7 protein-coding genes and 1 pseudogene are annotated in these 12,856 nt (G+C 73.4%); 7 read left to right on the plus strand and 1 reads right to left on the minus strand.

What is annotated here, in order from left to right; all coding sequences use genetic code 11:
• The 4 genes and pseudogenes from MRBLMG1_RS27640 to MRBLMG1_RS27655 all read left to right on the plus strand — a co-directional run.
• A pseudogene (locus tag MRBLMG1_RS27640) lies at positions 1-1,871 on the plus strand (serine/threonine protein kinase); the annotation flags it as partial.
• Between the two features lie 113 nt (positions 1,872-1,984).
• Positions 1,985-3,775 carry a serine/threonine-protein kinase gene (locus MRBLMG1_RS27645; protein WP_367826847.1) on the plus strand — a complete coding sequence of 597 codons (1,791 nt, stop codon included), beginning with the start codon at positions 1,985-1,987 and terminating at the stop codon, positions 3,773-3,775.
• A 184-nt stretch (positions 3,776-3,959) separates the two neighbouring features.
• Entirely contained in the window at positions 3,960-5,624 is a 1,665-nt protein-coding gene (locus MRBLMG1_RS27650; RefSeq protein ID WP_367826848.1) for a succinic semialdehyde dehydrogenase, read from the plus strand.
• Positions 5,625-5,777: 153 nt separating this feature from the next.
• Positions 5,778-7,589, plus strand: coding sequence for a GMC family oxidoreductase N-terminal domain-containing protein (locus MRBLMG1_RS27655; protein WP_367826849.1), 1,812 nt, complete (start codon positions 5,778-5,780; stop codon positions 7,587-7,589).
• 712 nt (positions 7,590-8,301) lie between these two features.
• Here the strand turns inward: MRBLMG1_RS27655 and MRBLMG1_RS27660 are convergent.
• The gene (locus tag MRBLMG1_RS27660) at positions 8,302-8,592 is read right to left on the minus strand and encodes a chorismate mutase (RefSeq protein WP_367826850.1); all 291 of its coding nucleotides are present in this window, start codon (positions 8,590-8,592) and stop codon (positions 8,302-8,304) included.
• A gap of 324 nt (positions 8,593-8,916) precedes the next feature.
• On the opposite strand from MRBLMG1_RS27660, the gene guaA reads away from it, so the two are divergent.
• The 3 genes from guaA (at position 8,917) to MRBLMG1_RS27675 (ending at position 12,828) form a co-directional block, all read left to right on the plus strand.
• Positions 8,917-10,518 carry a glutamine-hydrolyzing GMP synthase gene (gene guaA / locus MRBLMG1_RS27665; RefSeq protein WP_367826851.1) on the plus strand — a complete coding sequence of 534 codons (1,602 nt, stop codon included), beginning with the start codon at positions 8,917-8,919 and terminating at the stop codon, positions 10,516-10,518.
• A gap of 111 nt (positions 10,519-10,629) precedes the next feature.
• Positions 10,630-11,418 carry a class II aldolase/adducin family protein gene (locus MRBLMG1_RS27670; protein ID WP_367826852.1) on the plus strand — a complete coding sequence of 263 codons (789 nt, stop codon included), beginning with the start codon at positions 10,630-10,632 and terminating at the stop codon, positions 11,416-11,418.
• Positions 11,419-11,595: 177 nt separating this feature from the next.
• Complete coding sequence (locus MRBLMG1_RS27675; protein WP_414721654.1) at positions 11,596-12,828, plus strand: hypothetical protein; 1,233 nt, start codon at positions 11,596-11,598, stop codon at positions 12,826-12,828.
• Positions 12,829-12,856 lie beyond the last annotated feature (28 nt).

Genomic DNA, 12,856 nt, shown 5'->3' on the forward strand with positions numbered 1-12,856 from the left:
GGCTCGGCGAGACCGGGGCGCTGCCGGTGCAGCGCCCCGCGCCGCCGGAGCTGCCCCCGCCGCCCGCCGCGCCCGAGCCGCAGTGGTGGGCGCGGGTGGCGGACGAGGACGACGAGGACGACGAGGACGACGGCGACGAGCCGTACGGCGGACGCGGGCCGCGGCCCGGCCCGCCGCGGATGATGCTGGCCGGCAGCTGGAGCGACGGCCCGCACGCCTCGCGGGACGCCTCGGGGCCGATCCCGGCCGGGGGCGGTTCGGTGCTGCCTGGTTCGGGGCGGCCGGCCCTGCCCGCCGGGTACAAGGCGGCCACCCCGGAACCGGCGCGCATCCCGGCCCCCGCGGGTGCCCGTGACGACGACCGGGACGATCACCGGGAGCCGGTCGCCGTGACGGCCGGGGAGTACCGGGGCCCGGCCACGCGGCTCGACGCCGAGCGGGCCCGGCAGACCCGGATCGCCGTCGTCGGCGCCGTGACCGAACGCTGGGCGCCGGAACAGGCCGGCCCCGTCCACGAGAACTGGCGCCTCGCGCCGCCCATCGGCCCCGCCACCGATCTGTGGGCGCTGGGCGCACTGCTCTACCGGGCCGTCCAGGGGCACGCCCCCTACCCGGAGGACAGCGCGGCCGAGCTGGTCCAGCTGGTCTGCGCCGAGCCGCCGGCCTTCGCCGAGGAGTGCGGGCCGCTGCGTCCGGTCGTGGAGTCCCTGCTGCGTCAGGACCCCACCGAACGGCCGGACTTCGAGGAGCTGCGCGGCTGGCTGCGCTCCCTGGTCCGGTCGGCGCCCGAGCCGGAGGCCGGGGTCGGTGTCGTGCCGCTGCCGCCCTTCGACGAGAAGCGGCTGCCGATCGTGCGCCGGCGCGGCGAGCTGGTGCGCCGTCGGCGCGGGGGAGCCGGGGCGGGCCGTCACCGGCACAAGCGCGGCAAGGACCCGCGCGCCGCGGACCGCCGCGAGGACGTCCACGAGCACGACGCCGCGTACGAGCGCGCGTACGAGCGCGGTCACACGTACGAGCGTGACCGGGCGTACGAGCGCGGCCCCCTCGACGTACCGGCGGGCCCCTCGGGCGACTTCCAGGAGGAGTACCAGGAGGAGATCCCGCAGCGGGCTCCGCGCGCGCCCCGCGCCCCGCGCACCTCGTCCTCCAGGGGCCCGGACTCCCCGCGGTCCCTCGGCCGTACGCTGCTGGTGCTGGTCTTCCTCCTGCTCGGCGGGGCCGTGGCGTACGCGGTCCTCTTCATGCCCGGTGATACGGAGACCCCCGACGCGACGGCCACGCCCACGACCGGTGCGCCGCCGTCGACGGCGCGGCCGTCCGCGGAGCCGTCGGGCGGAACGACGGGCAAGCCGACCACCGGGCCGCCGGCCGGGGCGACCACCGCTCCGCCCGCCGCGGATCCGTCGGGGCCCGCCCTCGCCGCCGGGTACACCCTGCGCCAGGACCCGGAGGGCTTCCGGATCGGGGTGCCGAACGGGTGGCGGCGCAGCCCGATCAACGACGCCGGGCAAGTCCGCTACACCAGCGGCGACTTCACGATGATCGTCGTACCGGGCCGGGACAGCGTCCGGGACAACGGGGGCGACCCGCTGGAGTACCAGAACACCCGCGAGCGCGAGCTGGAGCCGTGGCGGGCGTCCAGCTGGTCGGGGGCGGAGCGCACCCGCCGGGTCGACATCGGCAGGACGGCGACGGCCACGGGGAGTTACTGGTGGCTGGACGGCACGGGCCGTGAGGTCTTCGTCCGCAACCTGGCCCTGATCGACGGTGGCAGGTACCACGTCGTCCAGGTCATCGGCCCGTACGCCGAGCGCGACAAGGTCGGCGAGATCCATGACGAGGCCACGCGGGCGTTCCGGCCGGGTCGCTGAAGCGGAACGATCCCTACCGCCCCCTGGTCACAGTGCTGTTCCTATGACGGCCCCGAGGTTCCGCCGCCCGTGCCCCCCTCCGTAACCTGTTCTCCGAAGGAATGCGGGGGCAAGTGGAACATTCTCAGAGCACAGGCGAGGGGCTGCTGCTCGCCGGGCGGTACCGGCTGGGCGAGTCCATCGGGCGCGGCGGCATGGGCAGGGTCTGGCGCGCGCACGACGAGGTACTGCACCGCGTGGTGGCGGTGAAGGAGTTGACGGCCGGTCGTTTCGTGGCCGAGGCCGACCGCCTCGTGCTGCACGCCCGCACGCAGAAGGAGGCGCGGGCGGCCGCCCGGATCACGCACCCCGGTGTGGTGACCGTCCACGACGTCCTGGAGCACGACAACCGGCCGTGGATCGTCATGCAGTTCGTCGACGGGCCCTCGCTCGCCGACGCCGCCAAGGAGGCCGGCACGATCGAGCCGCGCGAGGCGGCCAGGATCGGGCTGCACGTCGTCGGCGCGCTGCGGGCCGCGCACGCGGCCGGGGTGCTGCACCGGGACGTCAAGCCGGGGAACGTCCTGCTCGCGCGCGACGGGCGCGTCCTGATCACCGACTTCGGGATCGCGGCGATCGAGGGGGACTCGACGATCACGCGGACCGGCGAGATCGTCGGCTCGATCGACTACCTGGCGCCCGAGCGGGTGCGCGGCGGCGATCCCGGACCGGCCTCCGACCTGTGGTCCCTCGGCGCGACGCTGTACACGGCGGTGGAGGGCACCTCGCCGTTCCGCCGCACCTCCCCGATCAGCACCATGCAGGCCGTGGTGACCGAGGAGCCGCCGCACCCGGAGAAGGCGGGGGCCCTGGCGCCCGTCATCGTGGCCCTGCTGAGCAAGGACCCGGACCGGCGTCCTCGCGCGGACGAGGCCGAGCGGATGCTGCTCGACGCGATGGAGGGGCGCAGGCCGGACGCCGCGCAGGCGTACGTGCCGACCCAGCGCGTCGCCAGGGAGGACCTGGGTCCGGCGGCGGGCGGGATCGGCGGGGGTGCCGGCCACGCCGGCGGAGCGCGTACGGCGGACGTCGCGGGTACGGACGGCAGGGGCGCGGACGGCACCGGCACCGTCGCGGACGGCACGGCGGCGGACGGCGCGCCTGCGGGCGCGCCGCGGAAGGTCACCGCGCAGTGGCCCCACCCGCCCCACGTGGCGCAGTCGTCCCACGGTTCTCGGCCGCCCCGCGGGCCCGCGCTGCCGCAGTCGCCTCCCACCCTGGTCCCGGACACGTCCTCGCGGCACGGCCGCGGCCGGTGGCGCAGCGCCGTCCTCGCGGCGCTGCTCGCCGGGGTCGTCGCGGGCGGTGCCGTCTTCGCCGTCATGAACTACGCGAGCGGCGACCGCGGTGGCGACGGCGGACGGACCAAGGCCCCCACCTCCGCCCCGCCCACCCAGGGCACCGCGGACGGTGTCCCGGCCGGCTGGCACCGGGTCGTGGACCCGGAGGGCTTCAGCCTCGTCGTGCCGGACGGCTGGAAGCGCCAGACGGAGGGCGACCAGATCGACTACACCCCGGACAACGGCCGCCACCGCATCCGGATCAGCATCGACCGCAGCCCCGACTTCGAGAACCCGTACATGCACGCCCTCGACCTGGAGCGCGTGCTGCAGAAACGGATGAACTACAAGCGGGTCAAGCTCAACCAGAACACCTACCGCGACCAGGTCCGTTCCTGCCTGTGGGAGTTCACCTGGACCGAGCGGAAGGACTTCCCGGGGCCCCGGCACGCGATCGACCAGATGTACTACGAGGACGACGGCACGGAGTACGCCATCTACATGTCCTCGCCGGAGTCGAGCTGGGAGACCACCCGGCAGCAGTTCGACATCGTCGTCCGCTACTGGCGGGCGCCGGGCGACTGAGCTTCCCGAGCACCGCTCGGGCACCGAGGCCGGGCCGGAGATTTTCTCCGTGCCCGGCCTCCGGCATCCGTAAGCCGCTGATCAGGGCTTATGTGCCAGTGATCGCTGGCACGATGTGCGCACCCGGTGAAAACGCATTACCGACGGGTACCCAAAGGGCGGAACGCGGCCTACGCTCGCCCTCATGACGGACTCGCAGGCCCCCGCCGCCCCTCCGGTTCTCGACGCCCACGCCGCGCAGGGCAGGGCGGCCGCGCCCGCCGGCGCCACCAACCCGGTCGCGCCCGCGCCCGACGGCGCGCGGACCGCCGCCGACGTCGTGACGCCCGAGGTGGTCGCCCGCCTCACCCGCGGCGTCGCCGGCTCCGGCCGTACCGCCAACCACACCCCCTTCACCGGGGAGAAGCTGGCGGACCTGCCCGAGTCCACCCCCGAGGACGTCGCCGAGGCCTTCGCACGCGCGCGCGTCGCCCAGGCCACCTGGGCCGCCACCCCCGTCAAGGCCCGCGCCGCCGTCCTCCTCCGCTTCCACGACCTCGTCCTCCAGCGCCAGTCCGAGGTCCTCGACCTCATCCAGCTGGAGACCGGCAAGGCGCGTCTGCACGCCCACGAGGAGGTCCAGGCGGTCGCCGTCGCCGCCCGCCACTACGGCCGCAGGGCCGCCTCCTACCTGCGCGCCAAGCGCCACACCGGCGTCGTGCCGACCCTCACCAAGGTCACCGAACTGCGCCAGCCCCGCGGGGTCGTCGGCCAGATCGCGCCCTGGAACTACCCGCTCGAACTGTCCGTCGGCGACGCCCTGCCCGCGTTCGTCTCCGGCAACGCCGTCGTCATGAAGCCCGACACGGAGACCGCGCTCACCGCGCTCTGGGCCCGCGACCTGCTCATCGAGGCCGGACTGCCCGCCGAGGTGTTCCAGGTCGTCATCGGCGAGGGCCCCGTCGTCGGCCCCGAGGTCGTCAAGCACGCCGACTACGTCTCCTTCACCGGCTCCACCCGAACCGGCCGCGAGGTCGCGCAGGGCGCCGCGGCCCGCCTCGTCGGCGTCTCCCTCGAACTCGGCGGCAAGAACGCGATGCTCGTCCTCCAGGACGCCGACATCGAGAAGGCCGCCGCCGGCGCCGTCCGCGCCTGCTTCTCCTCCGCCGGACAGCTCTGCATCTCCATCGAGCGGCTGTACGTCCACGAGTCCGTCGCCGACGCGTTCCTGGAGCGCTTCGCCGCCCGCACCAAGGCCATGCGGCTCGGCAGCTCCCTCGCGTACGGGGCCGACATGGGCTCCCTCGTCGGCGACCGGCAGCTGGAGACCGTCAGCCGCCACGTCGAGGAGGCCGTCGCCAAGGGCGCCAAGCTCGTCGCGGGCGGCGTCGCCCGCCCCGACATCGGCCCCCTCTTCTACGAGCCGACCATCCTCGACGGCGTCGAGGCCCCGATGGCCGTCTGCGCCGAGGAGACCTTCGGCCCGGTCGTCTCCGTCTACCGCTTCCGGGACGAGGACGAGGTGATCGACCTCGCCAACGGCACGCCGTACGGCCTGAACTCCTCGGTCTGGACGAAGGACTCGCGCCGCGGCCACGCCGTCGCGGCCCGGCTGCGCACCGGCACCGTCAACATCAACGAGGGATACGCCCCCGCCTACGGCAGCGTGCAGTCCCCGATGGGCGGCATGAAGGACTCCGGCCTCGGCCGCCGCCACGGCTCCGAGGGCATCCTCAAGTACACCGAGGCCCAGACTGTCGCCCAGCAGCGGCTGATGCCCCTCGCGCCCTCCTTCGGGATGGACGACGAGAAGTACGCGGCCTTCATGAGCGTGTCCCTGAAGGCGATGAAGGCCCTGCGCCTGCGCTGACACGCGGGCCCGGGACGGCATCCGGCCCGGGCTGACATGCGGCCCCGGGTCGGCATCCGGCCCGGGCTGACACGCGGCCCCGGGTCGGCTATCCGGCCCCGGGCCGGCGTCCGGGCCCCGACCGTTTCCGCCCCTTTCCGTACGAGGAGAGCCATGACCGCGGTACCCCCTACCCAAAATCAGGAGCAGGCGGACGACGCCGCGTACGACTACGACGTCCTCGTCGTCGGCTCCGGCTTCGGCGGTTCGGTCACGGCCCTCCGCCTCACCGAGAAGGGCTACCGGGTCGGCGTCCTGGAGGCCGGACGCCGCTTCACCCGCGCGACCCTGCCGAAGAACTCCTGGGACCTGAAGAACTTCCTGTGGGCCCCCGCCCTCGGCCTCTACGGCATCCAGCGCATCCATCTGCTCGGCAACGTCATGGTGCTCGCGGGCGCCGGCGTCGGCGGTGGCTCCCTCAACTACGCCAACACCCTCTACGTACCGCCCAAGCCGTTCTTCGACGACCCGCAGTGGAAGGACATCACCGACTGGCAGGACGAGCTGCGGCCGTACTACGACCAGGCCCAGCGCATGCTCGGCGTCCGCCTCAACCCGACGATGACCCCCTCCGACGTGCACCTCAAGTCGGCCGCGCAGGCGATGGGCATCGGCGACACCTTCCACATGGCGCCCGTCGGGGTCTTCTTCGGGGACGGCGACGACGCCGACGGGACCTCGAAGGCGAAGCCCGGCGGCGAGGTCGCCGACCCGTACTTCGGCGGCGCGGGCCCGGCCCGGCGCGCCTGCACCGAGTGCGGCGAGTGCATGACCGGCTGCCGGCACGGCGCCAAGAACACCCTCAACGAGAACTACCTCCACCTCGCGGAGAAGGCCGGCGCGACCGTCCACCCCATGACCACCGTGGTCACCGTCACCGAGGACTCGCGGGGCGGCTTCGCGGTGAAGACCCTGCCCACCGACCAGCGCAGGAAGGGCAAGGGCCGGACCTTCACCGCCCGCCGGGTGGTCATCGCGGCCGGCACGTACGGCACCCAGACCCTGCTGCACCGGATGAAGGACAGCGGCCTGCTGCCCCGCCTCTCCGACCGGCTCGGCGAGCTCACCCGCACCAACTCCGAGGGCCTCGTCGGCGCCCAGACCACCGACCGCCGCTACCGCAAGCGGCACGGCGCCCAGAAGGCCGACTTCACCCGCGGCGTCGCCATCACCTCCTCGATCCACCCGGACGAGAACACCCACATCGAGCCGGTGCGGTACGGCAAGGGCTCCAACTCCATGGGCGGCCTCACCGTCCTCCAGGTGCCCTACGGCGCCCACCGGGTGCGCAACTGGTTCCTCAACCTGCTCAGGCACCCCACCCTCGCCGCCCGTTCGCTCTCCAACCGGCACTGGTCGGAGCGGACCATCATCGGCCTCGTCATGCAGTCCCTCGACAACTCCCTGACGACCTACCGCAAGCCCGGCGGCCTCGGAAAGGGCCTGCTCACCGCCCGCCAGGGCCACGGAGCGCCGAACCCGGTCCAGATCCCGGAGGCCACCCGGGCCGCCACCCTCCTCGCCGAGGAGATCAACGGCTTCGCCGGCTCCAACGTCGGCGAACTCATGGGCACCCCGCTCACCGCCCACTTCCTCGGCGGCTGCCCGATCGGCGCCGACGCCGAGTCCGGCGTCATCGACCCGTACCACCGGCTCTTCGGCCACCCCGGGATCTCCGTCGTCGACGGAGCGGCGGTCTCCGCCAACCTCGGCGTCAACCCGTCCCTGACGATCACGGCCCAGGCCGAGCGGGCCATGTCCTTCTGGCCGAACAAGGGCGAGGAGGACCCGCGCCCGCGCCAGGGCGAGGCGTACACACGGCTCTCGGCGGTCGAGCCGAAGTCCCCCGCGGTCCCGGCCGAGGCCTTCGGCGCCCTGCGGCTGCCGTTCCTCGGCATGCCGGCGGTCCCGCCGAAGAAGGCCTGACCCGGGGCACGAGCCCCGGACACCTCCTCCGGACACAGGAGAGGGCGCTGCACCCCCCTCCGAGTGCAGCGCCCTTCCAGTTCTTGGTGGTGCTGCATAGATGACCCGCGACCGGTGGGATTGGTTGTAGCGGTTGCACGGGATCTCTGTGTGACGCGCGTCACGCTGGAGATACGGGCATGCGGAAGGGCCCCGCGCTCGCGATTCCGGTCGCGGCACGGGGCCCTTGGGGTCGGCACCGGTGTCAGGGCAGCGGCGGTGCCGAGCGGGGCGGCGCCGGGGGGTTGCGCCGCGGGGGAGGGAGAGGGAGGGGGATCGGGGGACGGGGAGGATCGGGGGATCGGCCTGATGCGGCCGACCCCGGGCGTCCCCGGGATCGACCGCCCTTTCTGGGTGACCGGGCTGCTGTCCCCTGCTGTCCGGTCACAGGCGCTGGTGCGAGGTCCCACGACGTACCTGAGGTACGCCACACGCCCCAGCGAAGCCACGCGTGGTTTCTTACGGGCCCGCCCCTGGCTGGCACGGACACCCGGACCAACGAAGCCGGGCCGAGACCGGTCACGCGCCGTACGGGTGAGAGCGGGCCCGAACTCAGATGCGGTCGGTGACCCGACCTCCGGGCGGTGCCTTCGCCGTGGCCGCGGCGAAGGGCGAGTTCCGGGCGGTGGCCTCGGAGGCGGCCGCGGCAAAGGGCGAGTTCCGGGCGGTGGCCTCAGACGCGGCCGCGGCACAGCTCCAGCGTCGTCATGGCCAGCGCCGTACCGGGCTTGCCCAGCGCGTCCCTGTAGTGGGCGAGGACCTCCATCTCGCGGGCGAGGTTCACCCGGCGGCCGCCGGAGGAGATCCGGGCCTCCTGGATGACGGCGGAGACGGCCATCCGCTCCTGGATGAGACCGATGATCCGGTCGTCGAGCGCGTCGATGCGCTCACGGGCGTCACCGATCAGCGTCGCCGCCTCGTCGGTGCGGGCGCCGGTCTTCTCGGTCTGGGTCATGGCGGTCATGTCGGGGCTCCTCGTGTGTCGGATGCCCCGGGGCGACATCGCCCGGAGACAAGCAGAACGCCCCGGGCCTTGTCGGCCCGGGGCGCCTGGGAAGTCGCTTGTCAGTTGCTCAAGCAGCACGACCATGGCAGCCGGTGGGCCGGTTGCCATAGGTAAAGACGAAGGTCGTGAGCTTGCGCATGGCGACAGTATGGACCCCGCCGGCGGGCCCCGGCCAACCCGGGTTCGGATGGTGAGACGAAAAGTGCGACCGGCGCGCCGGTAGAATCGACAAATAGCACCCCCCTTCGGGGGACCCTCTCCTACCGCCGGAAGGCCGCCGTAGTGTCATCAGCGCCCCCCGCTGCCGCGCCCGACGTCTCCAACCCGGACGTAGTCCTCGTTGTCGACTTCGGGGCCCAGTACGCCCAGCTCATCGCCCGCCGCGTCCGTGAGGCCCGGGTCTACAGCGAGATCGTCCCGTCCACCATGCCGGTGGCCGAGATGCTGGCCAAGAACCCGAAGGCGATCATCCTCTCCGGCGGCCCGTCCTCCGTGTACGCCGAGGGCGCGCCCCGCCTCGACCGTGCGATCTTCGAGGCAGGCGTCCCCGTCTTCGGCATGTGCTACGGCTTCCAGCTGATGGCGACGACCCTCGGTGGCACCGTCGACAACACCGGCGCCCGCGAGTACGGCCGCACCGGCCTGCACGTCTCCAAGGCCGGTTCCACCCTCTTCGAGGGCACCCCGGTCGAGCAGTCGGTGTGGATGTCGCACGGCGACGCCTGCTCCGCCGCCCCCGAGGGCTTCACCGTCACCGCCTCCACGGACGTCGTGCCGGTCGCCGCCTTCGAGAACGACGCCAAGAAGCTGTACGGCGTCCAGTACCACCCCGAGGTCCTGCACTCCACGCACGGCCAGCAGATCCTGGAGCACTTCCTCTACCGCGGCGCCGGCATCGAGCCCAGCTGGACCACGGGCAACGTGATCGAGGAGCAGGTCGCGGCCATCCGCGCCCAGGTCGGCAACAAGCGCGCCGTCTGCGGCCTCTCCGGCGGCGTCGACTCCGCCGTGGCCGCCGCGCTCGTGCAGAAGGCCATCGGCTCGCAGCTCACCTGCGTCTACGTCGACCACGGCCTGATGCGCAAGGGCGAGACCGAGCAGGTCGAGAAGGACTTCGTCGCCTCCACCGGCGTCAACCTGAAGGTCGTCGACGCGCAGGAGCGCTTCCTGACCGCGCTCGCCGGCGTCTCCGACCCGGAGACCAAGCGGAAGATCATCGGCCGCGAGTTCATCCGCGTCTTCGAGCAGGCCCAGGCCGAGATCGTCGCCGAGTCGGCGGGCACCGGCGAGGACGTCGCCTTCCTCGTCCAGGGCACGCTCTACCCGGACATCGTCGAGTCCGGCGGCGGCACCGGCACCGCGAACATCAAGTCCCACCACAACGTGGGCGGCCTCCCCGAGGACCTGGAGTTCGAGCTCGTCGAGCCGCTGCGCCAGCTCTTCAAGGACGAGGTCCGCATGGTCGGCCAGGAGCTCGGCCTGCCCGAGGAGATCGTCCAGCGCCAGCCCTTCCCCGGCCCCGGCCTCGGCATCCGCATCGTCGGCGAGGTCACCAAGGAGCGCCTGGACCTGCTGCGCGAGGCCGACGCCATCGCCCGCGAGGAGCTCACCGCGGCCGGTCTCGACCGCGAGATCTGGCAGTGCCCGGTGGTCCTCCTCGCCGACGTCCGCTCCGTGGGCGTCCAGGGCGACGGCCGCACCTACGGTCACCCGATCGTGCTGCGCCCCGTCTCCTCCGAGGACGCCATGACGGCCGACTGGTCGCGCCTGCCGTACGACGTGCTGGCGAAGATCTCGACCCGCATCACCAACGAGGTCGCCGACGTGAACCGTGTCGTACTCGACGTCACGAGCAAGCCCCCGGGCACCATCGAGTGGGAGTAGTCGCTCCCGCAGGCGCCTGAAGCCGCCGTCCCGGCACGCCGGGGCGGCGGCTTCGTCGTGTTCGCGTCCGGACTCTGGTGACTTGCCCGGCCGGGCGTTACCTTCCGGCGCATGAGCGTGATACCGGACCCCGTACCCGTCGAACGGCTCCACTTCGCCATGCCGCCCGTCCACGCGACCGCCGAGGAGGAACGCACCCACCGCCGGCAGCGCCTCGCGGGCGCGCTCCGGCTCTTCGGGCGGCTCGGGTACGAGGAGGGCGTCTCGGGCCACATCACCGCCCGCGACCCCGAGTACCCCGACTGCTACTGGGTGAACCCGTTCGGGGCGCCGTTCGAGGAGCTGACGGCGAGCGACCTCATCCTGGTCAACGGCGACGGGCAGGTCCTCCGCGGCGGCCAGCACGTGAACCAGGCGGCGTTCACCGTCCACGCCGAGGTCCACCGCGCCCGGCCCGACGCCGTCGCCGTCGCCCACACCCACTCCGTCCACGGGCGCACGCTCGCCGCGCTCGGCGAACTCCTCGACCCGATCACCCAGGAGGCCTGCGCCTTCTACCAGGACCACGCCCTCTACGACGCCTACACGGGCGTCACCGTCGACGCCGAGGAAGGACGCCGGATCGCCGTCGCCCTCGGCCCGTTCAAGGCGATCGTGCTCCGCAACCACGGCGTGGTCACCGTCGGCGGCTCCGTCGACGCGGCGGCCTGGTGGTTCATCGCCCTGGAGCGCTGCGCCCGGATCCAGCTTGCCGCACGGGCGGCCGGCAAGCCGGTCCTGATCGACCACCGCGAGGCGGTCACCACCCGCGAACAGCTCGGCAGCGACCTCGTCGCCTGGATCAACTACCAGCCACTCTGGCGCAGGATCAGCCGAGCGGAGCCCGAACTCCTGTCGTAACACCATCGCTTCACCCTTCTGTACGTCAATGGGACGGCGTGGCAATCACTCTCCGGCGGGGCGCACGCGGCAGGCGCGAGAGCCGCCGGTGGGGCACAATTCCGTGGAATCAACGGTCGGTTGGCGCTACGGGACGCACCGGTACGTGCCGTGAAGTGAGCTCGGGAAGTGAGCACCGTGGCGGTTCAAGAGGCGAGACAGTACGGCGAGCACGCGACGGCCTGCGCCGGCTGCGCCCACTGCGGACAGACCGGCCACCGGCGCGCGGTCGCCGCGTTCCTCGCCCGGCGCGACGAACTCGCCGCCGGGCACGGTGTCCCCGCCGCCGTCGCCCACTCGCCGGTCGCCGCCCGCCAGTGGGTCTCCGACGAGCTCGCCCAGTCCGCCCGCGCGGTCGCCGTCCGCGGCCGCGAGGCCGGCCTCGCCTGGCTCGACCGGGTGCGGCGCGGTGGTCTCGTCGCGGTCTGGGGCGCCGTCCTCGCCCTCCTCCTCGGCCAGGCCCTCACCGCGATCGGGAACGGGTGGACCGGCGCCCGCACGGCCGGCCTCTGCACCGCCCTGGTCCTCGCCGCCCTGCTCAGCGCCGCCGCCCACGCGCACCGGGCGCGCGGCGGTCTCCTCGCCCCGCTGATCGGCGAGGACAACCGGCTCTCCACCACCCGCGCCGTCGCCGCCGCCTGGCTGCTGCTCCTCGGCTTCACCCTCCTCTTCCTGGCCTTCCGGTCGTCGGACGCGACCGCCTTCGGGCTGGCCCGCGGCGCGGGCCTGCTCACCGTCCTCGCGCTGGTGTCGGCCGTCACCGTCACCGCCCGTCTCGTCGTCTCCACGGGCATCGCCTCCCACCGCCTCCAGAAGGTGCGCGCCGACCGCCCGCGCGCCGCCGACCTGGTCTGCGACGACAGCGGCCGCGCGAGCCTCGCCGACGTCCAGTACCTCCTCGTCTCCGCCGCCGTCCTGGCCCTCGCCGCCGTCGGCCTCGCCCGCGACCCCGCCCGGCTGCCCGAGGTGCCCTGGTCCCTCGTCCTGCTCCTCGGCGTATCGGCGGCCTGGCACCTCGCCGCGAAGTACACCGAGGGCGTCCGCCCCACGATCCACTCCGTGGTCCGGTCCCGGGAGGCCGGCGACCTCGACGCCCCGATCCGCACGGGCGACGACATCGAGATCCGCGGCTGCGGATTCGTCCCGCCCGGTGCCGCCGCCCCCGACCCGCTGACCCGTCTGGTCGTGCGCATCGGTCCCGTCCACGCCCATGTGCCGCTGGTGCCCGTGCCCGGCGGCTTCGCCAACCCCACCGACACGGCCCTGACCGTCCCCCTCCCGGCGGACGTGGAACCGGGCCGGGTGGAGGTGTCGGTCGTGACGGCGGCGGGCGTGGAGACCAACCGGGTCACGATCGACGTGGTGGACTGACCGTCCGGCCCCCTTCCCGTGTCCCCGG

The sequence above is a fragment of the Streptomyces sp. LMG1-1-1.1 genome, from assembly GCF_040815545.1.
Classification (GTDB): Bacteria; Actinomycetota; Actinomycetes; order Streptomycetales; family Streptomycetaceae; genus Streptomyces.